This is a genomic window from Salinisphaera shabanensis E1L3A, assembly GCF_000215955.2.
In the GTDB taxonomy this organism is placed as follows: domain Bacteria; phylum Pseudomonadota; class Gammaproteobacteria; order Nevskiales; family Salinisphaeraceae; genus Salinisphaera; species Salinisphaera shabanensis.
This window is the reverse complement of sequence record NZ_AFNV02000007.1, coordinates 45,528-67,788: the sequence shown is the minus strand read 5'-3', so window position 1 is coordinate 67,788 and position 22,261 is coordinate 45,528. Positions and strand designations below refer to the sequence as shown.

General features: G+C 61.7%; 16 protein-coding genes. 5 read left to right on the top strand and 11 right to left on the bottom strand.

Annotated features, from left to right (window positions below; all coding sequences use genetic code 11):
* Window positions 1-4: 4 nt before the first annotated feature.
* The 4 genes from SSPSH_RS05770 (at window position 5) to SSPSH_RS05755 (ending at window position 6,864) form a co-directional block, all read left to right on the top strand.
* Complete coding sequence (locus tag SSPSH_RS05770) at window positions 5-886, top strand: DMT family transporter (RefSeq protein ID WP_006915025.1); 882 nt, start codon at window positions 5-7, stop codon at window positions 884-886.
* On the top strand, window positions 883-1,764 hold the full coding sequence (locus SSPSH_RS05765) for an alpha/beta fold hydrolase (protein WP_006915024.1): 882 nt from the start codon (window positions 883-885) through the stop codon (window positions 1,762-1,764). Before SSPSH_RS05770 ends, SSPSH_RS05765 begins: the two co-directional genes overlap by 4 nt.
* Window positions 1,765-2,514: 750 nt before the next feature.
* Window positions 2,515-5,856, top strand: a complete 3,342-nt coding sequence (locus SSPSH_RS05760) for an Ig-like domain-containing domain (protein WP_006915022.1) — start codon at window positions 2,515-2,517, stop codon at window positions 5,854-5,856.
* 78 nt (window positions 5,857-5,934) lie between these two features.
* On the top strand, window positions 5,935-6,864 hold the full coding sequence (locus SSPSH_RS05755) for an OmpW/AlkL family protein (RefSeq protein WP_006915021.1): 930 nt from the start codon (window positions 5,935-5,937) through the stop codon (window positions 6,862-6,864).
* A 396-nt stretch (window positions 6,865-7,260) separates the two neighbouring features.
* Here the strand turns inward: SSPSH_RS05755 and SSPSH_RS05750 are convergent, their stop codons facing one another.
* Genes SSPSH_RS05750 through SSPSH_RS05720 form a run of 7 tightly spaced genes read right to left on the bottom strand, consistent with a single transcriptional unit; the run spans window position 7,261 to window position 16,932 of the window.
* A complete protein-coding gene (locus tag SSPSH_RS05750; RefSeq protein ID WP_021031473.1) occupies window positions 7,261-7,815 on the bottom strand; it encodes a PqiC family protein in 555 nt (184 codons plus the stop codon).
* Entirely contained in the window at window positions 7,812-8,795 is a 984-nt protein-coding gene (locus SSPSH_RS05745; protein WP_006915017.1) for an MlaD family protein, read from the bottom strand. Before SSPSH_RS05745 ends, SSPSH_RS05750 begins: the two co-directional genes overlap by 4 nt.
* Before the next feature lie 25 nt (window positions 8,796-8,820).
* Window positions 8,821-9,618 carry an ABC transporter ATP-binding protein gene (locus SSPSH_RS05740; protein WP_006915015.1) on the bottom strand — a complete coding sequence of 266 codons (798 nt, stop codon included), beginning with the start codon at window positions 9,616-9,618 and terminating at the stop codon, window positions 8,821-8,823.
* 3 nt (window positions 9,619-9,621) lie between these two features.
* Window positions 9,622-10,764, bottom strand: a complete 1,143-nt coding sequence (locus tag SSPSH_RS05735; protein ID WP_006915013.1) for an MlaE family ABC transporter permease — start codon at window positions 10,762-10,764, stop codon at window positions 9,622-9,624.
* Between the two features lie 30 nt (window positions 10,765-10,794).
* On the bottom strand, window positions 10,795-12,351 hold the full coding sequence (locus tag SSPSH_RS05730; protein WP_006915011.1) for an efflux transporter outer membrane subunit: 1,557 nt from the start codon (window positions 12,349-12,351) through the stop codon (window positions 10,795-10,797).
* The gene (locus SSPSH_RS05725) at window positions 12,344-15,499 is read right to left on the bottom strand and encodes an efflux RND transporter permease subunit (protein WP_006915010.1); all 3,156 of its coding nucleotides are present in this window, start codon (window positions 15,497-15,499) and stop codon (window positions 12,344-12,346) included. Before SSPSH_RS05725 ends, SSPSH_RS05730 begins: the two co-directional genes overlap by 8 nt.
* A gap of 2 nt (window positions 15,500-15,501) precedes the next feature.
* On the bottom strand, window positions 15,502-16,932 hold the full coding sequence (locus tag SSPSH_RS05720; RefSeq protein WP_021031472.1) for an efflux RND transporter periplasmic adaptor subunit: 1,431 nt from the start codon (window positions 16,930-16,932) through the stop codon (window positions 15,502-15,504).
* Between the two features lie 66 nt (window positions 16,933-16,998).
* On the opposite strand from SSPSH_RS05720, the gene SSPSH_RS17790 reads away from it, so the two are divergent.
* Window positions 16,999-17,742, top strand: coding sequence for a TetR family transcriptional regulator (locus tag SSPSH_RS17790; protein ID WP_021031471.1), 744 nt, complete (start codon window positions 16,999-17,001; stop codon window positions 17,740-17,742).
* Window positions 17,743-17,922: 180 nt separating this feature from the next.
* Here SSPSH_RS17790 and SSPSH_RS05710 read toward each other — a convergent pair whose 3' ends face one another.
* From SSPSH_RS05710 to SSPSH_RS05695, 4 genes are all read right to left on the bottom strand, one after another.
* Complete coding sequence (locus tag SSPSH_RS05710) at window positions 17,923-18,768, bottom strand: SanA/YdcF family protein (protein ID WP_021031470.1); 846 nt, start codon at window positions 18,766-18,768, stop codon at window positions 17,923-17,925.
* A gap of 88 nt (window positions 18,769-18,856) precedes the next feature.
* Window positions 18,857-20,035, bottom strand: a complete 1,179-nt coding sequence (locus SSPSH_RS05705; protein WP_006915006.1) for a vWA domain-containing protein — start codon at window positions 20,033-20,035, stop codon at window positions 18,857-18,859.
* A 31-nt stretch (window positions 20,036-20,066) separates the two neighbouring features.
* On the bottom strand, window positions 20,067-20,912 hold the full coding sequence (locus tag SSPSH_RS05700; protein WP_006915005.1) for an AAA family ATPase: 846 nt from the start codon (window positions 20,910-20,912) through the stop codon (window positions 20,067-20,069).
* 153 nt (window positions 20,913-21,065) lie between these two features.
* Window positions 21,066-22,247 carry a phosphoglycerate kinase gene (locus tag SSPSH_RS05695; protein ID WP_006915004.1) on the bottom strand — a complete coding sequence of 394 codons (1,182 nt, stop codon included), beginning with the start codon at window positions 22,245-22,247 and terminating at the stop codon, window positions 21,066-21,068.
* Window positions 22,248-22,261 lie beyond the last annotated feature (14 nt).

The window sequence follows — 22,261 nt, the reverse complement described above, 5'->3', positions numbered from 1 at the left end:
TGTTTTGAGCGGGCGTCTATACGGGATTCTGATTACCGGGCTGGGCGTACTCATCCTCAGCCCGGATTCGATCCTCATTCGGCTGCTCGATGCCGATATGGCGACGACGCTTTTCTGGCGTGGTACTGCGCTGGTCATGGGTCTTGGCCTGTATCTGTTCTGGCGGGAACGCGGGGATTCAAAACCCATTATCGACGCACTGCGCAGCCCGCTCGGCTGGGGCCTCGGGGTGCTTTTCGCGCTCAGCAATGTCCTGTTCGTGTTTACCATCGAACATACGACCATTGCCGACACGCTGGGCTGTCTCGCCACAGCATCGATCTTTGCGGCGTTATTCAGCGTCGTCTTCCTGCATGAACGGGCACCGCTACGAACGTGGCTGACCGCGGCCGCCATCGCAGCCGGACTACTGCTCATTGCGTTCGGCGGCGCCGGCAGCCTCATCGGACGCGTCGCCGGCATCGCCACCGCCATGGTTTTTGGCGCAACGTTTGTGATCATGCGCGCGACCGGCCAGGGCGACACCCTGCCCGGACTCGCGCTTGGCGGCCTGATCATGGCCCTCGTCACCGTCTTCTTTGCGACGCCGTTTTCGCTCACGACGCCGGGCATGGCAGCACTCGCAGGTCTGGCCGTGGTGCTGCCACTGGCGTTTGCGCTCATCGGTCGCGGCCCGCGTTATCTAGCCGCCCCTGAAGTCAGTCTGCTCATGCTGCTGGAAACCGTCTTCGGCACCTTATGGGCCAGCGTGTTTCTCGGAGAAATTCCCACGCGGGCAACGCTCGCGGCCATTGCAATCATTCTGGGCGTGCTCGGCGTCTTTTACTGGCGCCAGGCGATCGTGCATGCGCGTGATGCGCGACATTCTCAACAGGTCAAAACATGAACTTAGGCAATCTGATTCGCTCGGTACGCATCGACGAGCTCGACTACGCCGTGCGCGAAGCCGGCAATCCGAATGGTCAGCCGCTAGTGCTTCTTCACGGGCTCATGGATACCGGCGCGAGTTTCGAGCCGCTGGTTGACGCCATGCAGGCGATAGCGCCCGACCGCTATCGCTATATCGCGCCGGACTGGCGTGGCCATGGCGCGACGACGGCAATTCATGACAGTTACTGGTTCCCGAGCTACCTGCTCGACCTGGAACGACTTCTCGACATCCTGGTCGGCCAGGATCAACCGGTCACGCTGATCGCACACAGCATGGGCGGCCAGGTGGCGAGTCTATATGCCGGCACCCGGACCGAACGCGTTTCGCATCTGGTGACGCTCGACAGCCTGAACGTGCCGGACAGCGCTACAGCCAACGTGCCCGACCGCTATCGCCGCTGGCTGGATGCCCATGCCAACCCGCCGGCGACAAAGGTGTATGACGACCTGCAAACCGCGGCCTCGCGCATCGCCAAGCGCTACCCCGAACTCAACGATGACGTCATCGAGCAGCTTGCCGCTCAATGGACCGAGAGAGAAGACGAACACGGTCGGCGGCGTATGCGCGTCGACCCATGGCATCGCGTGCCCTTGCCCTATGCCTTCCGCGCGGCCGAAGCCAAGGCATTATGGCGAGAAGTACGGGCCCATGTTCTATGCATCGACGGCGGCGACTCGCCGGCGAAATACTTCTGCGGCGAGGCCGAAATGGCCGAGCGCCGCGCCTGTTTCAGCGATCTGCGCCATGTGGTCGTCGATGGCTGCGGACATATGCTGCATCTGCAGAAACCGCAGAGCATAGCCGGCCACATCGCGGCATTTCTTTCGGCTTGAGGCGCCCATACAGACGAGCCGCGTGATCGCCATCGGCGGGTTTACGGCGTCGATCACAGCGCTGACACGAACGTCCCATCAGCCAGCGAAGAAGCCACTCGCGTTCATCGTAAAACAGTTGCTTACGATCGATTTCTCGACACGGCCGCAGGTCTGAAAGGAAAACCATTATTACCGGCGAAGTTTTGCGCGTTTTCGCGCGCGCCAGCCGCTTTTGAGACGAAGCGGCTGGCTGATCTGCGATATGAATCGTCGCGCCCCAGGCAACCGATCGCTATCGGCTGAGCGCTCGAAGCCTTGAATTCACGTGCGATTCGGCGTCATTGGGAAGACAGCCGCACGTTTGCTGCAATGCGGCAAAAGCCGAGCGTATTCAATATATTCCTGTGGCGTATGGCGTGTACTACCAATCTCGTTTATCGTCAGAAACGGGAGTATTCTAAAAAGACCACGTGTCGCAATGAGACGTGTATACAGCCAGGGAGACAAACCGTGCTATCGATGCATTCTCGTCGGACGCGTTGCGCCGATTCTGCCCAGAATTCGGACACCGCAACGCTCGTCGGCGCGCACAGCGCGCGCCATCCACGCCGGAGCCGCCTCGCGGTTGCAGCGCTTTTCATTGCAGCGGCCACCGTTCTGCCCGCTTGCTCTAGTGGAGGTGGCGGCGATAACGGCGAGCCCAACCCTCGAAGCGAAGTCACTGCTAGCGGACTGAACTTCACCTATCCGTTTAACGGCCAGCACGACGTGCTCCTCGATACGCAGATCGTGGTGAATTTCGATGGCACCGTCACCGATAGCGCCCTCGCTTCGCTGGCCCTACAGGTCAAACCGGCCGACGCCGACGATGATCAGTATCAGCCGGCCGAGTTGGGTGTGACGTTCGATCGCGATGCCCAGCAATTCAATCGCAAGGACAACCAGTTCAACCCCGTACGGTTGAACCTTGACGGCGCGCTCAAGCCGAACAGCACCTATGCAGTGACGGCCACGGGCGATATCACGGTCGGCAACACGACGTTCAGAGATGGCAAGCCGCTATTCAGCTTCACGACGCGCCCCGGTGAAGGTCGCCCCGCCAACGGCGATTTCCAGGTCACGACAGTAACCCCAGGCGAAATCAATCCGGCAACCCAGGAACCCACCGTTTTCACGCAGTTCAATGCGATCCGCGTGATCCTCAACGAGCCGGTCAACCCTGCCACGGTCAACGAAAACACCTTTTTCGTAGAAGATTCGAATGGCAACCGCGTAACCGACGCCCGGCTAACCGCCCTGGGGCGTTATATCGTCTTCGATCCCAATGAGGATCTTGCGCCCGGGGATTACACCGTGAGCTGGACGTCCGACATTACGTCGGTATTCGGCAAGTCGCTGACCGAGGGTAGCGAGCCGCGCACCGTGCTGACCCTGGGCAATCAGCCGACCGACCAGACGCTGATCATCGAGGACGGAAGCTCAGCCCAGGAAAGGGTCAATCTGCCCGATAGCTTACTGAGCGGTCTCAAGGTCAATAACGTCAATATCGATTCCCAGTTGATCGGCAGCAACGACCAGCCGGTACTCGGCCCCGAAGACGTCCCCTTTAGCGTGTCCCCGCCGCTGCGCAACCGGGTTGCGACAACTCTCGCCACGCCCGGCACCGCCGGCTATGGCGACGTTATTCCGGCCGTCATTCCCGCCGGCCAGAAGTTCCAGCTCAAGGGCCTCAAGCTATTCCTCGGCGGCGAGGAAGCAGGCGTCGAGACCCCGATCGACAGCGGCCCGATCGACGTCAACTTCATCAACGACGTCAGCGTCTATTTGATGGCCAACGACTATCGCAACGTAGTCACGCCGACGGCGGTACAGCTGCGCTTTGACCTGGGTATCGGCACCCTGGTGACCGCCGCGCTCGGCTCTGACCCCGAGAACTTCGTCATCCAGCAGCTGGCCAACGGCGTGTTCAACCAGAGCGTGCTCAATATTCAAGGGGCCGGCCTTGCGATTCCGCGCGGCAATGGCGACCTGGAAATTCAAACGCTGGGCACCTTCCCGATCAACGTAAACCGCACCGATAACGCCACCGTCAACTTCCAGCTGACGCTGGTACTGCCGGCCAACCCGGACGACGCCGAAGTCGCAGGCGCGAGTGACACTCAGGACTCGGTGGGCCCGGTCATCACCGCGCGCTCGCCCAGCGCCTGCCTGTACGCTTTCGGCTCGCCGCTCTACGACGCGTTCTATACCGGCGCTGCGCCGACGGCATTCCCGGAACCCTTCTGCACAAACTTCCAGACCGCGCCCGGCGGCCAGCCGCTGCCGCCCACGCAAGGCGGCGGACTGGGTGTAGCCGTTAACAGTTTCCCGATCGAATCCAGCCCGGCGATTGTGTTTTCTTCGCCGATCGATCCGAACACGGTCAATGCGCAGAGCATTCAGCTTGCATCGAGCGGGGGAACGCCGCTCACCGAGGATGAAGTAAACTACCGTGTCGAAGGTTTCAGCGTGGTTATCGATCCGGTCGATCTTCTCGCGCCGGATACGGATTACACCATCTCCCTTCCCAATAGCCGCACGGAGAACCAACTCAGAGATCTCGACGGCAACCCGCTCAGCGACAACGCCGGCGGGCCGGGCCTGACCATGAACTTCCGTACCGAGCCTCAGGTCGCCACCGACAGCGCGCCCCCGCTACTGGGCACGCTCTCGCCCGGCATACCCTGTGCGCTCGAGACGGATAACGTGGGTGACTCCTTCGTCACCGGTGGCGACACGGCTGGCAACTGCGTAGGCAGCTCGACCGATAATGCCGCGTTCAATTACCCGGTGTTCCAAAGTCCGGTCAATGTCCCGGTTGATGCCGTCCTGTCAAAGTTCGTGGACGCGAGCACCATCGTATTGGCCGACGGCTGTCTGACGGCCGGTAGTGGCGAAGGCAACGGCGTGGAAGGCGCCAGCGTGGCGCTACAGGAAATGGACGGCAACGGGCAGTGCGTGGGCGCGGTCGACGCGGACATCGCCCTGGCCAACCCCGGCGACGCCCAGACCCGCTCCTTCACGATTCGTCCGACCGACTATCTTGAGCAGGGCACGCGCTACTGGATCGTCGTCTGCGGTACCGAAGGCGACCGTTGTACCGGTGGGTCGGTGCCGGCGGGCGTTATTGCCGACCTCAACGGTGCGGCCGTCAATACCGATCCGCTCAACGGCACCGGCTCGACCGACTCGTCGACCGGCACCGCGGGCGGTCCGGATATCGTCATGCCCTTCGACGCGATTGCGGCCAACAACGACTACTACACCACCCAATTCACGCTGCCGGAAACCGACACCAACGGTAATGGCCGTGTAGATGATGGCGAACGCCTGCAGCCGGGTAATCGAGCCTTGCTGTCGCTGGAAGCCGGCGGCATCGGCGCTCTCGCTACAATCGAGAGCCCGGATCGGCCTGATGGCAAGTATGCGAACTATCTGTCGCTCGCCCGCCCGATTGCGATTCGTGAAGCGACCAGCGACTGCGCGCGCGTAGACGCCGTTCAATTCGGCGAGGGCAACACGCCCAACGCCGGATCGGCCGTGGGCGAAACGCCCGAGACGTGTGTGCCCGTGTCGCTGCTGCCCGGCGGGATCACCAGCCTGACCGGCGTTGAGGCTACCGCGACGTTGGCTGGTGCACCGTTGCTGACGATCAACACCGGCCGCATACTGCTGCGCTTCCCGAACGACCAGGACGCCAACCCGACCGGCACGCCGAATCAGACCGGCTATATCGTGGAACGCTGTACGGGCCAGTTCCCGGGCGGCGTTGAATACGACTTTGAGCCCTGCTTCGCGGCGTCGCTGAATCTGGTGGCCAACGCGCCGGACGGTGAAAACGTCACGCTCGACCAGCAGCAATTTGCTGCCAATCTGGTGGGGCCGGTTACGTTCGAACAGAACGGACGCCTGGTCATTTCGCTGCGTAACGCGAACCAGATCGAGCTCGACGCCACGGCCAGTTTGCTTGGAGCACCGATTCCCGCAACCGCCACTATCGAGCCTGCCGAACTCACGTTCCAGCTCGTGGGTAACGCGGTCCATGGCGGTCGCGCGTTTCCGAACCGCTAGCAACTGAGTGCAGCCGCGCCGGGGGAGACCGGCGCGGCGCCCTCCAACACGAACAAGAATCTAACAGGGAGACGGGAGATGATTCACCAAACCAAGCCAGCGCGCCGGCGGTTGAGCCAGCACGCGGCAAAACTGCTGGGCGGCGCGAGTCTTATGCTGCTGGCCGGCACTGCGCTTGCCCAGGGCACGAGTCAGAACGCCCAGACCGATACCGTCGACGATAACGGCGGCTTCTTTGAGCAGGCACTCCAATACGCGCACGACAACACCTACTACCGCGTCGGCGTGCTGCATCTGAGTTACGAAGGCGACAGTTCGCCGTTGAGAATCGATAACGCAAACGGTCTGGCGGCCCAGCCGTTCGGCGTGGGCTCAAGCGAACTTGAAGGCACCGGCTCGTCCGTTGGCGACAAGACGACGCTCGGCGGCACCATCGGCATGTATATTCCGAAAACCGGTCGTCATCTGGCCGCGGAGATAACCCTGGCGCCGCCGTTGAAGCTCGACTTCGAAGTCAGTGGCCGTGCTATCAACGAATCGATCGCACCGGAAACGCAGAGCGGGATTCCGACCGGTGTGCCCGCCCTGGGTCGCAAGATCGGTACGCTCAAGGCGCTGCCGCCGAACTTGACCATCATCTACCGCCCGTGGGTGGACACCATGTTCCAGCCCTATATCGGTGCCGGCGCGATGTATCTCTATACCTTCGATACCGACGTCACCAATGAGGTTCTCAACGCCTACGGTAACGAACCCACGCTCAACCTGAGCAAGCCGGTCGCCTGCGTCGGTCAGATCGGCATGGACGTGAATCTCAGCGAGAAACTGTTCGTCACCGCTGACGTGAAGTACGTGGGTTGTGCGGAAGTCGAAGCAAAGGTCAACAACGTCGTCGTCGAAGCGCCGGCGCTCAGCCCGACGGTCGGCCCGGTCAACGTGGGTTCGGTAAGCTCGACCAACGATTTCAAGGCCGTTCTCTATCAGCTGTCGATGGGCTTCCGCTTCTAATCGAAAACGCTCCAACGGCGAGCCGGTAACAAGCCGCCCCTCGGTTTCGAGGGGCGGCTTTTTTTTGTCCCTACCCGGCTACCAGTGCGGTCAGTCTGCTGGCTGGTGCAGCCACGGCACAAACGGCCGGCGCAGCGGTATCCTGCTACCGATCAAAGAACGCAATGCCCGAAGCCCAGGCGGCCTTCGGGCCGCCTATCATCAACCGACATCAACAATACGCGCTCAGGTGGCCAGCCGGAGCCACCACCGTGGCTCGCGGAGACCGTTGGATGCAAGCCTAGCCTGCGGCTCAGCGGGCCTGGTTCGCCGTTACGAGCACGGCAATGCCACGCCAATCAGACGCTCACGCGCGTACCGGTAAGCACGATATGGCCGCCCCTGAGCTGGCCCGACTCAATGACTGGTATGGGCGACGATCTCGAAGGCGAGTTCGCGTACGGCGTCCGACATGGCCTGGCCGATCGCCGCGGGATCACGCGGTTTGGCAGGCAGCGATTGCTGAATCACCGTGTTATCGCGAGCAACCACGGTATGGGTATTGGCTTGGGTGACCTTCCAGCGCGCCGCTAGCACGACCTGCCCCGAAGGCTGCGGCTCGAACGAATCAACCACCACGTCAACGTCATAGTCACGCCCGCGATCGGAGACGAGCTTTTCATCGATGGTCTGCTGTAGCAGGCGTGTCATGGCCGCAGGAAGTCGCTCGGCCCACTTGGCGTTCGGCATACGTGTGAGCACGTACTCGTCGGTACGCAACTGGATATCGTAGTTATCGAGATATTCGGGTACGTGCACTCGCCGCACCTGCCAGCTGCTTGGCTGACTGGCCGCACGCGAGGCCTGCGGCGGGGACAGCAACACCTGTTGCAGTGGCGCCACGCTACTGCACGCCGTAGTCGCGACTACAAAGACCGCGGCCATCGCGCCGCGTACAAGGTTGGTCATCATCGCTGGCCTCCGCCGAACAGCAGTGCATTCGGGTCACGTTCGATTGTTTCTGCAAACCGGCGCATGGACGACGCCCCGGCCGAGATATCGCGTATGGCACTTTCCATATCGCGTCGGGTACTCGAGTCCGGGTCGGTCAGGTTCTCGAGGTTTTGCGACAACTGCTCAAGATTGGCACTGGTTGCCTCGGCGTTGTTGAGCAGGCGTGTGAGTTGCTGATCGCGTGATTCGAGCTGTGTGTTCACGTTGTCGGTCAACGCGCGCACGCTTTCGAGCGTCTTTTCGAACTGACGGCTGTTCATGTAAACCGCGTCGCGTGCAGCAGCAATGGCTTCGCGCGTTGTGTCGGTGGTGCGTTCGAGGTTCGGGCCCATGCGGTTGAGCAACTGGTCCATGTCGTTGGCCAACGTCACCACCGAGCCCATGGTCTCGTTGACCGTTTCCAGCGTCTCTTTCCACGGCAAACCGGTGACCGTGTCCTTGAGCTGCTCGATCTGGGACGGCACTGCCGGGATTTCCGGCAACTCGACATCATCGCGATTGATCGCGAACTGCGGCTTCGTATCCGGCTGAAAATCCAGATTAACCGCCAGCTGCGACGTGACGTAACTCCAAACCACCAGCTGAGCCCGCAAGCCGCGCGCTACGAGCTCTTCCGTACTCAGCTGGGTGTTGGTCGGATCACCATTCATCATCACCGTGTTGTTGCCGGCCATTTCGATAGTGACACCGATACGCGCCTTGCCCACGTTCGGGTCGAGACGCAGCTGGACGTTCTTGACGGTACCCACCTGCACGCCGCGGAACAGCACTTTCGAGCCATTGGTCAGCCCGAGCACGGATTGATCGAAGAAGATCACGGCCTGGCGGCTGTTCGAAAAAATACGGTTGCCACCCAACGCGAGAATACCGACCACGGTCAGCACGATCGCGCCGAGCATGAACAGGCCGATGACCGTATAGCTGCGGTTGCTTGCCATTAGAAAACCTCGGATCGGCCAGACATCACGGCGCGGCGTCTTCGGCCGCGATCGGCTGGCGATTGAGAAAAGCGCGTACGCGCGCATGTTCGGCATGCTCGGCGAGCACGCGCGGATCGCCGTGTGCTATGGCGCATCGGCTTTCATTGTCGAGATATATGCTGTCGTCAGCAATGGTAAAGATGCTGGGCAACTCGTGGGTGACCGCAATCACGCTCAGCTGCAACGCATCGCGCAGACTCATGATCAACGCATCCAGGCGCTGCGAGGTAATCGGGTCGAGCCCGGCGCTCGGTTCGTCCAGAAACAGATAATCCGGATCGAGGGCGATCGCACGGGCCAGACCGGCGCGCTTTTGCATACCGCCCGACAGTTCGCTGGGCATTCGTGATTCCTGACCGGCGAGGCCGACGAGGGCAAGCTTGAACGCCACCTGATCGCGAATTTCGGCAGCACTCAAGCGCGTATGCAGCTGCAACGGCAGGCCGACGTTCTCGCCGACGCTCATCGAGCTCCAGAGTGCCGTGCTCTGAAACAGCACACCGATACGACGCTGCAACGCGGCGCGTTCGGCGCTGTCGTCGGTCCATAGCCGGTGGCCATCGAACACCACATCGCCCTGCTCGGCCTGTTCCAGGTCGATCATGTGGCGCAGCAACGTACTCTTGCCACAGCCCGAGACCCCCATGATCACGAAGATACTGGCCGGGCGCACATGAAACGACAGCGACTGCTGTACGACCGTATCGCCGTACGCAAGCGTAAGATCGCGTACAACGACTCCTTTCTCGGGCAACGGCTGTGACGGATCGAGTTCGGCCATCGCCTAGACTCCCAGCGCGTTCGTACACAGGGCAAAGATGGCATCGATCACGATGATGCCGATAATCGACACCACGACCGTGCGCGTGGCGGCACGCCCGACTTCGGCCGCATTGCGCCCTGCGCGCATGCCCAGGTAACAACTGGCCAGGGCAATCAACACACCAAAACAGACCGCCTTGATGAAACCGATCACGAAATGCCGCATGGCCACGGCATCCTGCAGGCGGCCGAGAAAACTCGCGGGCGAGGTATTGAGCACGACATCGGCCACGATCATGCCGCCGCCAATGCCCAACGCCGCGGCATAGAGAAACAGCAGCGGCATCATCAACGTCAACGCCGTCAAACGTGGCAATACCAGGAATTCGAACGGCGACACGCCGATCATGCGCAGCGCGTCGATCTCCTCGTTGGCTTCCATCGTCGCCAGATGCGCAGCGAACGTGGCACCGATGCGCCCGGCCATGATGAACGCCGTCATGATCGCCGCCATCTCGCGCGCAACCGCGATACCGACGAGATCGGCCAGATAGAGGCCGGCGCCGAATGTCGCCAGCTGTACCGCCCCGACGAAGCCGAGAACCGCACCGATGAGCAGATTCACCACGGTAACGACCGGCAACGAGGCGGCGCCAGTTTCGCGAATGAGCGCCATGAAATCGACCCAGCGCGCCTGTGCCTTGCCGACGGCAAGCTTGGGCGTGGCCGCAAAGGCGTTGCCGATCAGCTCGGCCGTATCCGCAACCGACGCGACGCGCCGACCGCCGCGTTTGCCCAGCCTATTAAGCCAGTGGGTGCGCGCAGGCGTGCGTTCCTCGGCCTGCGCCGGGCGTGCCAGCGTAACCAGGGCGTGCACACTCTCGGGCAGACCTTCGTAATGAACATCCACGGCACGCGTGCGCAACTGCTCGTTGACGCCATACACGACCGCGGCGACCCGCGGGTGCGCACTCGCCAGTTCCGTCCCATCGATGACCACGGGTGCGGCGTCGTGCGTGCGCGCACCAAGCACTTCCGCAACGATCCGCTGCGTGGTCGGCAGCTGCGCCGACGCGCCCCAGTCGCCCGCGAGTACGAGCGCGACCCCGTCGGGGCGCGCTTCAATACGATACAAAGTCGAGATGGGCGACGCGGGTTGCGGCACGAAGGCTCGATAGCGAAACGAAGAGGTTTCCTATTCTGACACGTTGCGCGCGTCAGGTTGCGCGCTATCGTTTTTCTGCGGTGCGTAAGAGTCACGCACCGCTTCCAAACCATCGTTCAAGGAATCGCTGTTTTCGGTCCAACCGCCGCCGAGGGCCTTGAAAAGGTCCGCCGTCGCGGTAAAGCGATCACGAATCGCCTCGGCCAGATCCAGTTGCGCGGTAAACAGCTGACGCTGCGCATCGAGAACGTCGAAAAACGCGGTCCGGCCGACGTCGTAACGAATCTGAGCCAGTTCCACGGTTTCGCCATATGCATCAACCTGGCGTTGCACCGACTCCACGCGCTCATCCGTGAGGTTCACGGCAACCAGTGCATCGCGCACCTCGGAAAACGCCTGCCGCAGGGTCTGACGGTACTGGATTTCGGCTGCGTCCTTCTGCGCGATCGCGGTTTCGTAGTTCGCCTGCCGGCGTCCGAAGTCCAGAATCGGCGCGGAAATCGTGCCGGCGATGCTCTGGGTTTCTGAATACGGCTCGAACAGGTCGTCCACATCGATCGCCTCGGTGCCGATCATGGCGGTGAGGTCAAAGGTCGGGAAGAACTGCGCCTTCGCCACGCCGATACTCGCGTTCGCCGCGATTAGCTGCGCCTCGGCGGCCCGGATATCCGGCCGTCGCTCGACCAGCAGCGATGGAATCACCACCGGCAGGTCGTTGGGCAGATGCATATCCTCGAACGAACCGTCGTTGATTTCGGGGCCGGCCAGAATCTCGCTGGGCGTGCGACCGGTCAGAATCGCCAGCGCCGAACGCAGTTCGCTGGCTTGCTGCCTAAGTGGCGGCATCTGCGATCGTGCGGTTTCGAGCAACGACCGTGTCTGTAGCAGCGTGAGCTTGTCGATCGCGCCGTATTTGTAGCGTTGCTGATCAAGTTCGAGGCCGCGCTCGCGCGTGGCAATGGTTTCCTGCGTGACCCGAATCTGGCGCTCGAGCGCGCGTAGCGACATGTAGTTGGTCACCACGTCACTGACCACGCCCAGACGAATCGAGTCCTGGGTATAGGCCGAAGAGAGCAGTGCGGCGCGGGCCTGCTCGCTGGCACGACGCAGGCCGCCGAACACGTCGAGCTCATAGCTCAGCGTCGCGGCGACCGAGAAATAGTCCGAGCGCCGACCGGCGCTCGGTGTACCCGAAGAGCCGCCGGCGCCCGCGCCGACGCCGCTACTGCCGGAACCCGCGCCCCCCTGGCCGATGTAGCTGCTTTTCTGACGGGCGGCCTGGGCCTGTGCCGAGATACTCGGGTAGAGGTCGGCGTTGGTCAGCCCCAGCTGTGCACGCGCCTCGCGAAAGCGTGCGGCCTGCAGCGCAACGTCGAGGTTGTCGTCCAGCGCGTCGTCGATCAGCTCGTTGAGCACCGGATCGCGATACCGCGTCCACCAGTACGCCAGTTCCTGGCGCTGGCTCTTGCTCAGCAGCGTCGAGTCGAACGCCGAATCCGGCAGGTCGATATCAGGGCGCTGATAATCCGGGCCGAGCGTACAGGCCGACAGGCCCGCCACCGCGAGCAGCAGAAGGGCCTTACGCATGGGGATTGCCTTCATCATCTTTTCTTTTGTTGAGCAAACGTCCGGCCCGCGCCGAGCCGCGCTCGACCAGATCATAGAACAGCGGCACGAATAGAATGGCAAAGAACGTAGCCGCCAGCATGCCACCAACCACAGCCGTACCGATGGCATTACGGCTATTCGCCGACGCGCCAGTGGCCAGCGCCAGCGGTACACAGCCGAGAATGAAGGCCAGCGACGTCATCACGATTGGGCGAAAACGCAATTTGGCTGCTTCAAAGGCAGCGGCCGCAGGCGACTTGCCCTCTTCGCGCGACATAACCGCGAACTCCACGATCAGAATCGCGTTCTTGGCGGCCAGACCGATCAGCACCAGCAAACCCACCGAGAAGTAGAGGTTGTTATCGATACCCCGAAACCAGACAGCCACGAAGGCGCCCAGTGCGGCGAATGGCACCGCGGTGATCACCGCCAGCGGCAGCGTCCATTTCTCGTACTGGGCCGCCAGAATCAGGAACACCATGATCATGCCGAACAGCACGGCGATCCCGCCCGATCCGGCTGCGGTTTCTTCCTGATAGGCGGTGCCCGTGAAACTCAGCTGGTAATTGTTGCCGCCGAGCACATCGGCCACGACCTGCTGGATGGCCGCGTTCGCCTGGCCCGAACTATAGCCCGGCGCCGGCGAGCCCATGATCTTGGCCGCCGGGAAGATATTGAAACGCTCTACCACGTCGGCTGCAAGCCTGCGTTCATGGCTCACTAGCGAGCTCACTGGAATCATGTCGCCGGTGGTATCCGAACGGACGAATACCTTGGCCAGATCCTCCGGCTTTTCGCGATACGGCGCATCAGACTGGATATTGACCTGCCAGTTCCGCCCCAGATAGGTGAACTGGTTCACGTACAGCGAACCGAAAGTCGCCTGGAGGGTGGCAAACAGATCGTTGATCGGCACGCCCAGCGTCTTGGCTTTTTCGCGATCCACATCCAGTCGGTAGCGCGGCACGTTGGTCGTGAGGGTGGTGCGCACCTGCGACAGCTCGGGGCGTTTATTGGCCTCGGCCACCACCTTGCCGGCGGCCTCACGAATTTCGTTGAAGCTGTCGCCGGATTTGCTCTGCAAGTAGCCCTCAAAACCACCGGTCGTCGACAAGCCGATGATGGGCGGCGGGTTGAAGGCTATGATCTGGGCATCCGGGATCTGCGCGCCAAGGCCGAATGTCTGGCCTACGAGCGAAAATGAATCCTGTCCTTGGCCACCGCGCTCGTCCCAGTCCTTGAGCGTCAGGAAGGCGATACCGGCATAGGTACGTTGAGCGCCAGCCAGAAAGTCGTAACCGGCGACACCGACGATATCCTCGACCGCCGGCATGGCCTTGAGACTTTTGCTAATCACCTCATCGCGGACTTCTTCGGTACGTTGCAATGAAGCCGCCGGCGGCAGGGTATAGGTCGTGAAGATATAGCCCTGATCCTCCTGCGGCAGCAGACCGCCCGGCACCTGGGTGGACATGAACCAGGTCGCTACCAGCACGCCCACGAACAGCACCAGACCGAGAATCGCCCGGCGCAGCAGCAGATCGACGCCCCATAGATAGGCACCGGTCGCCTTTTTGAACATCTGGTTGAACTTGCGAAAGAACCAGTTGGGCGTTTTCTTGCGCGGCTTGAGAAACACCGCACACAGGGCCGGGGTCAGCGTGAGTGCGACCAGCCCCGAGAAGGCCACCGACACCGCGATGGTAATCGCGAACTGTCGATACATCTGGCCAGACAAACCGCCCAGAAAGCCGACCGGCACGAATACGGCCGCCAGTACCAGCACCACCGCGATCACCGGGCCACTGACCTCCTCCATGGCCTTGATCGCCGCATCCTTGGGCGACTTGCCCTCCTCCTCCATGATGCGTTCGACGTTCTCGATCACGATGATGGCGTCGTCCACGACAATACCGATCGCGAGAATCAGGCCGAACAGCGTGAGCAGGTTGATGGAAAAGCCGAGCGCATACATGCCCGCGAAGGTGCCGATCACCGACACCGGAATTGCGAGCAAGGGAATCAGCGTGGCGCGTACGTTCTGCAGGAACAGGAATACCACGAGCACGACCAGGATGATCGCCTCGATGAACGTCTGTTCCACGTCCGAAATGGAGGCATCGACGAATTTGGTCGTATCGAATGGAATCTCGTATTCCATGCCGTTGGGCAGATCCTTGCCCAACTCTTTCATCCGCGCGCGGATACGCTCCACGGTCGCCAGCGAGTTGGCGCCCGGCGCCAGATACACCAAGAACGGAACCGCCGGATTGCCCGAGAACGAACCACTGGTGCTATAACTCTGCGCGCCCAGTTCGACGCGTGAGACATCACCCAGGCGCAGCACCTGGCCGTTATCCTCGGTCCGCAGGATGATGTTCTTGAACTGCTCCGCGTTGGAGAAACGCCCCTCGGTACTGGCGGTGTATGTGAACGCGATTTCGTTGTCGTTGGGCATGGCACCGAAGCTGCCCGCCGCAAACTGCGAGTTCTGCTCCTGAAGCGCTGCCTGCACATCAGCCGGAGTGAGCTGATAACGCGCCATCTTGCTCGGATTGAGCCAGATGCGCATGGAATAATCCTGCGAACCGAACAGCCGCGCATCGCCCACGCCTTCGACACGCTTGAGTGCGTCGATGACGTTAACCAGCGCATAGTTACTGATATACGTGGTATCGAAGGTCTGATCGGGCGAGAACAGCGTGAGCACGGTGAGAATGTTGCTCGAGCGCTTGTCGACCTGCACGCCGGTGTTGCGCACCGTCTGCGGCAGCTGGGACAGCGCCGACTGCACGCGGTTGTTGACGTTGATGGTGTTCTGATCGGGATCGGTACCGATCGCGAACGATACCGAGATCTGCAGCGTGCCCGCGTCCGACGCCGTCGACGTCATGTAGAGCATGTCCTGGACGCCGTTGATCTCCTGCTCGAGCGGCGCGGCCACGGTCTCCGCGATATCCTCGGCACTGGCGCCCGGATAGGTCGCCTGGACCACCACTTCGGGTGGTACGACGTCCGGATACTGGGCAATGGGCAGCCCGCGCATGGCCATCAGGCCCGCGAGCGTGATCACGATCGAGAGAACGGTGGCGAATACCGGCCGTTCGATAAAGAAACGAGAAATCATGGTTAGCTGCCCCGACCGACGTTGGCGGCGTAGGCGTCATCGGTGCGATACGTCGGGCGCGTGCGCGTGTGCGAGCGCGGTTTGTCGATCTGCTGCAACGGCTCGCGCGGGCTCAGACGAAGTGCGCGCCCCTCGACCCCGGCCACCGCCTTGTCGGACGGCTGGCTCTCGGCCGAGGCCGATTCGCCGACCGGTTCCTGTTGCGCGTTGTTGCCATCGGCGCCGGCCTCGTTCTTGCCACCCGCGCTTTCATTGCCCTGGTCGGACTTGACCTTGACCGCCGCACCCGGCTTGAGCTGTCCCAGACCCGAGACGATGACCTGCTCGCCGCCGGACAGGCCGGATTCCACGAGCCGGCCTTCCTCGACGGAGGGACCCAGTTTCACTTTCACCGCCTTGGCCTTGCCGTCGTCACCCACGATGAAGACCTGGGTCTGCTGCTCGCCGTCGGACACCGCCACATTCGGCACGACGACGGCGTTATGACGTGTATCCAGGCGGATGCGCGCGCGCACGTAACGGCCCGGCATCAACCCGTTGTTCGTGTTCTCGACCACCGCGCGCAGCTGCACCGTACCGGTTTCCGGATTGATCGTGCTCTGGGTGAAATCCACCACGCCCTTGGCCGGGAACTCGTCACCGTTGGGCAGGATGATCGTGGCTTCGCGGGTTCGTTCGCTCGTACTCTGCGCCCCCATGGCCGCCATCGCCTTGTTACGTGCGATGGCGTCGTCTTCGGGCAGTGCGAACAGCACCTGCACCGGATCCAGCTGGGTGATGGTCGTAAGCTGAGTCCCATTGCTGACCAGTGCACCCTCGTCCACATCGCGCAGACTGGTCACACCCGTCAGCGGCGCCTTCACCTTGGTATAGCCCAGGTCGATCTGCGCGGCATCGAGATTGGCTTCAGCCTGCTGGACCGACGCCCTCGCGGTTTCGAGCTGCGAGAGCGAATCATCGCGCTCGGCCTCGCTGACCGCGTCGACATCATAGAGACGACGTACACGGCCCCAATTACGCTGCGCCTGGTTCAAGCTTGCCTTGGCGCTCGACAGTTCAGCCTTGCGCTGGTTGACCACGGCCTGGAACGGGCGTGGGTCAATCGTGAACAGCATGTCGCCTTCGTTGACGATTTCGCCTTCGTTATAGAAGCGTTTTTCCAGAATGCCCTCGACCCGCGCACGTACTTCGACCGTACGCCGCCCGCGTACGCGGCCCGGATACTCCGACATGATATCCACGCTATGCGGAATCACGGTGTGTACGTCCACCGGCATCGGGGGCTGTTGCTGCTGGCCCTGTTGGCCTTGCTGCCCGCCGGCACCATCGCCACCGCCGCCACAGGCAGAAAGTGCGACTGCGAATACGACCATCAAAGAGACACGCAAGCCGTTTGAGACACGGCGCGCATGCGCGGGGAAAGGGTGGTGCATAGAACTATTCCCGAGGAGGTCGGAAGAAATAGGTGAATCTACCATTAACTATACATACATTCGCGTATGTATGTAACCGAATTTTCCGGTATGCTTTCGATACCAGCACGAGCGAATGACCAGGCGATGGCACGACGCACCAAAAATGAATCCGCGCAGACGCGAGAGACTATACTCGACGCCGCGGAGATCGAGATGCAGGCACGCGGCGTGTCCCAAACCTCGCTCGATAGAATCGCGCGTCGTGCCCAGGTCACCCGGGGCGCAATCTACTGGCATTTCTCCGACAAACGCGCCCTGCTCGAGGCCATGGTCTCGCGCACTCATCTGCCGCTGCGCGATCTGCGCCAGTGCCTGAGCCAGCATATTCCGGGCAACGAGCCGCTATGGCTGGTTCGAGAAATGATGCGTCATGGCCTGGAACGCCTGGGTCATGATGCCCGCCATCGCCGCGTATGCCATATCGTGATGCATCGCTGTGAAGTCACCGATCATGGTCACCCGGCAGACGAACTCATGCGCGCGATGTTCGAGGATGCACGAGACGTGCTGCTCTCGCTATGTAACGAGATCGACCAACTCGGCCACCTGCACCCGCAATTGTCGGTACGCGATGCCACCGATGTCGTCATGGCTTTTATGGCCGGTCATTATGAATGCGTGTTGCGTCATCCGGAGACCTACGCGGCAGATCGCGACTGGGCGCCCCTGGTCGATGCCGCGCTCCGGGGTCTGATCGACGAAGCCGCCAGCGCGACGCTACAGCGGCACGCTGCCATGGCCAGGCCGGATACGGCGATCGTCGAATAATCCGGCGTTAAAATAGCTGACTATGCGGGCTGTTCTTCAGCACCGCACCCGATGATGGCCGGCACACGCCGTCCTTCATTCGATAAGGCTCAGCGGCTGACAGCTACGGCGAATACGCGCGGCGCGCATTCCGTTCTATTAAGCCGCGTGGTCAACGATTTTCATGCCGGGCTAAGTCGTTCAGCGGTGGTTCGTTGTGCGTGATTCCATCGCATTGCGCCGTGTTTGATCCGGGTACGCCAGTGGCGGCCTCGGAGCAACCGGCACGCTCGGCGCTCGCCGAGGCACGACATAGACCGGCGCAATCGGCCGATCGCGTACGAAGAAACCGTACGTTGTTTCGGGCTCGATCACGATACGCCGCTGCGGCCCCAGAAAGCGCGGACCTTTGGACAACAGGAACAGATCGATCACGGCCTTGAAGCGGGCCAGATACTCGCGCGTCTCGGCACGCAGCGGCTGACGCCGATCTTCCTGCGGTCGGATATAGGCCACGGCCTCGGCACCGTTGTAACGGGCAATGAAAAGCGCGCGGTAGTCATGATAGCGCTGCGAAATGATCACGAACCGATCAAGTCCGAACACGCGCTGTGCGCGCACGACCGAATCGAGCGTACGGAAACCCGCGAAATCGAAGGTCAGCGCATCGTCCGGCACGCCCAGACGACGCAGCGCCTGATACATCTTGCGCGGCTCGTTGTATGTGCGATCCGGGTTGGCGCCAGACAGCAGCAAATGACGCACGTGGCCGGCAGCGTAGAGTTCGGCCGCGGCCATCATCCGATGGGTGAACAGCAGATTGCGATTGCCATAACGCGTAAACGGGCTCGTGCCCAACACAACGCCGACATCGTGCACGCCCAGCCGGCCCATATCGTCCACGATGAGTTCGCGCGTGGCTGATACTACCCAGGCATTGGCCCCCATGATCAGCAACAGCACGCAGCCGGTCGCACTTAAAGCGAGCTTGAGGATACGACGAGCAACGCCGCGGCTGAACAATGGCGATAGAGATAAAACGGTCATCACGGCGATGGCGGCGCAGGACGCTGGGCAGGATAGCGTGAAAACGATACGGGCATCGCAGCTGAACCGCGACGACCGAGATCACGTCTCAGTCCGCCAGCCGGTCGATCGCCGTCTCGAGCCCATCCAGGGTCATCGTATACATACGATCATCCATGAGTTCACGCGTCATCTGAATCGACGGCGTGTAATCCCAGCGCTGGCGCGGCTCCGGATTGAGCCACACCGCGTTGGGAAAGCTATCGAGCAGCCGCTGCAGCCATACCGCGCCGGCTTCGGCGTTCCAATGCTCGACCGAACCGCCGGGATAGGCAATTTCGTAAGGGCTCATGGTCGCGTCGCCGACAAAGATGGCTTTGTAATCGGACGTGTAGGTATGACACACATCCCAGGTCGAGTGCTGCTGGGTGCGCCGGCGCCGGTTATCGCGCCACAGCCCCTCGTAGGGAAAATTGTGGAAGTAGTAGTACTCGAGATGTTTGAACTCGGCGCGTGCAGCCGAGAACAGCGACTCCACGGTCGCGACATGATCGTCCATTGACCCGCCGACATCGAAGAAGATCAGCAGCTTCACGGCGTTGCGCCGCTCGGGGCGCATATGCAGATCCAGATGGCCGGCGTTCTTGGCGGTCGCACGAATCGTGCGCTCCATATCGAGTTCTTCGTCCGCGCCTTCGCGGGCGAAACGACGTAGCTTGCGTAGCGCCATCTTGATATTGCGGGTGCCGATTTCCTGGGCGCCGTCGAGGTTCGCGAACTCGCGCTTGTCCCATACCTTGACGGCACGGCGATGCCGCGAACCGTCCTGGCCGATACGAATGCCTTCCGGGTTGTAACCATAGGCGCCGAACGGCGAGGTGCCGGCCGTACCGATCCACTTGCTTCCGCCTTCGTGGCGCTCACCCTGCTCTTCGAGCCGCTTCTTGAGCGTCTCCATGAGCTTGTCCCAGCCACCCATGGCCTCGATCTGTGCCTTCTGTTCGTCGGACAGCTCGAGCTGCTTCATCTTCTCGAGCCATTCGTCCGGAATATCGGTGGTCAGATCCTCTGTCGCCGCCTGGATACCGTCGAAGTAGTGGCCGAAGACCTGATCGAAGCGATCGAACTTGGTTTCGTCCTTGATCAGCGTCGCCCGCGACAGGTAATAGAAGTTCTCAACGCTCATGCCGCCGACGTGATGATCCAGCGCCTCCAACAGCGTCAGATACTCCGTCACCGACGGCTTGAGCCCGGCGTCGCGTAGTTCGTAGAAAAATTCGATCAGCATGGCAGTGCGCGAATTGCGACGCGCGCAGCTGTTAACCGCGACGCGTCATGAACGCGAGGCGCTCGAACAGGTGGACGTCCTGTTCGTTCTTGAGCAGCGCGCCGTGAAGCGGCGGCAACGCATCGCGGGCATTCTTGGAATGCAGCGCTTCGGCCGGAATATCTTCGGCCAGCAGCAGTTTCAACCAGTCCAGCAGCTCCGATGTCGACGGCTTTTTCTTGATGCCGGGTACGTCGCGCACGTCGAAGAACAGATCCATCGCGTCGGATAGCAGGTTCTTCTTGATATCCGGGAAATGGACATCGACGATGTCGCGCATCGTGTCCTTGTCCGGAAACGAGATGAAGTGAAAGAAGCAGCGGCGCAGAAAAGCGTCCGGCAGTTCCTTTTCATTGTTCGAGGTGATGATGATGATCGGGCGGTGCGCCGCTTCGATCGTCTGATGCGTTTCGTAGACATCGAAGGCCATGCGATCGATCTCACGCAACAAATCGTTCGGGAACTCGATATCGGCCTTGTCGATTTCGTCGATCAACAGCACCGGCTGCGTATCGCAGGTGAAGCATTCCCATAGCGGGCCGGGCACGATGTAATTGCCGATATCGTGGACCTTCTCGTCGCCGAGCTGCGAATCACGCAAACGTGACACCGCGTCGTACTCGTACAGGCCTTGCTGGGCCTTCGTGGTCGACTTGATATGCCACTGGAAGAACGGCTTGTCGAGTGCGACCGCAACTTCTTCGGCCAGCATCGTCTTGCCGGTGCCGGGTTCGCCCTTGATCAGCAACGGGCGCTGCAGTGTGGCCGCCGCATTGACGGCGAGCTTGAGGTCGTCCGTGGCGACGTAGCGGTCGGTCCCGGTGAATTGGGTGGTCATAGGCGTGGGTCGCGAGTTGGAGTTCGTATCGATCGCCGGGGCGGCGAAAACGCCAGTGTCGTGGAAATGAAACGGCTTTTCAATTCCGCACGACCGCCATAGCGCTGCCGTGTCGCCGGGCGACAGTGCCCGGCCACCTGTTCCGAACGCGGGCTAGCCGGCAGCGCGTTGTTCGAGCACGGCGATCGCCGGCAAGGTCTTGCCTTCGAGAAATTCGAGGAAGGCACCCCCACCAGTGGAGATATAGGAAACATCGTCTTCAATACGATATTTCTCGATCGCCGCGAGCGTATCGCCGCCGCCGGCGATCGAAAACGCCTTGCTGCGCGCAATCGCTCGCGCGAGCACATGGGTGCCGCCCCCGAACTGATCGATTTCGAAAACGCCGATCGGGCCGTTCCATACGATGGTGCCGGCATTCTCCATGATCGCCGCGATCCGGTCGCGGCTCTCCGGGCCGAAATCGAGAATCATCTCGTCGTTTTCGAGTTCGGTCACGGGGCGAACTTCCGGATGGGCCTCGGGCGAGACTTCCGTCGCGGCCACCACGTCCGTCGGCAACGGAATTTCACCACCTCGGCTGCGAATCTCGCGGTCAATCAGACGTGCAGCGCTCACCAGATCCGGCTCGTGCAGCGATGCGCCGACATTATGGCCGGCGGCTGCCAGGAACGTATTGGCAATGCCGCCACCGACGATCAGCTGATCCGCCACGTTGGCCAGGCTTTCAAGCAGCTCCAGCTTGGTCGATACCTTCGACCCGCCGACGATCACCACCAGCGGGCGTGCGGGATCACCCAGAGCGGCCTGAAGCGCCTCGACTTCGGCCGACAGCAACGGCCCGGCACAGGCAACCGGGGCGTAGCGGGCCACGCCTTCGGTCGATGCCTGCGCGCGATGGGCCGTACCGAACGCGTCCATGACGAAGACATCGCACAGAGCGGCCATCTTGCGCGAAAGCGTCTCGTCGTTGGCTTTTTCGCCTACGTTGAAACGCACGTTCTCGCACATGACGATCTCGCCCTCGCCGACCTCCACGCCGTCGAGCCAATCGGTTGCCAACGGCACATCGCGACGCAACAGATCCGACAGATAACGGGCCACCGGCTCGAGACTGTGCTCGCTGTCAGGCTGACCTTCCTTGGGACGGCCGAGGTGCGACATGACCATCACCCGCGCACCGGCATCGAGTGCCGCCTGGATAGTCGGCACCGACGCTTTCAAGCGGCCGGCCGAACTGACCTCGCCGTTGGCGAACGGCACGTTCAGATCCTGACGGATCAGCACGCGCTTGCCGGCGAGATCGACGTCTTGCATCTTGAGCATGTCGGTCATATGCGCTCCTCGGT

What these genes read in the sequence shown, in the direction of transcription:
- SSPSH_RS05765 (WP_006915024.1), top strand. Translation starts at nt 883, where the DNA reads ATGAACTTAGGCAATCTGATTCGCTCGGTACGCATCGACGAGCTCGAC.
- SSPSH_RS05755 (WP_006915021.1), top strand. Translation starts at nt 5,935, where the DNA reads ATGATTCACCAAACCAAGCCAGCGCGCCGGCGGTTGAGCCAGCACGCG.
- SSPSH_RS05750 (WP_021031473.1), bottom strand. Translation starts at nt 7,815, where the DNA reads ATGATGACCAACCTTGTACGCGGCGCGATGGCCGCGGTCTTTGTAGTC.
- SSPSH_RS05745 (WP_006915017.1), bottom strand. Translation starts at nt 8,795, where the DNA reads ATGGCAAGCAACCGCAGCTATACGGTCATCGGCCTGTTCATGCTCGGC.
- SSPSH_RS05740 (WP_006915015.1), bottom strand. Translation starts at nt 9,618, where the DNA reads ATGGCCGAACTCGATCCGTCACAGCCGTTGCCCGAGAAAGGAGTCGTT.
- SSPSH_RS05730 (WP_006915011.1), bottom strand. Translation starts at nt 12,351, where the DNA reads ATGCGTAAGGCCCTTCTGCTGCTCGCGGTGGCGGGCCTGTCGGCCTGT.
- SSPSH_RS05725 (WP_006915010.1), bottom strand. Translation starts at nt 15,499, where the DNA reads ATGATTTCTCGTTTCTTTATCGAACGGCCGGTATTCGCCACCGTTCTC.
- SSPSH_RS05720 (WP_021031472.1), bottom strand. Translation starts at nt 16,932, where the DNA reads ATGCACCACCCTTTCCCCGCGCATGCGCGCCGTGTCTCAAACGGCTTG.
- SSPSH_RS17790 (WP_021031471.1), top strand. Translation starts at nt 16,999, where the DNA reads ATGTATGTAACCGAATTTTCCGGTATGCTTTCGATACCAGCACGAGCG.
- SSPSH_RS05710 (WP_021031470.1), bottom strand. Translation starts at nt 18,768, where the DNA reads ATGACCGTTTTATCTCTATCGCCATTGTTCAGCCGCGGCGTTGCTCGT.
- SSPSH_RS05705 (WP_006915006.1), bottom strand. Translation starts at nt 20,035, where the DNA reads ATGCTGATCGAATTTTTCTACGAACTACGCGACGCCGGGCTCAAGCCG.
- SSPSH_RS05700 (WP_006915005.1), bottom strand. Translation starts at nt 20,912, where the DNA reads ATGACCACCCAATTCACCGGGACCGACCGCTACGTCGCCACGGACGAC.
- SSPSH_RS05695 (WP_006915004.1), bottom strand. Translation starts at nt 22,247, where the DNA reads ATGACCGACATGCTCAAGATGCAAGACGTCGATCTCGCCGGCAAGCGC.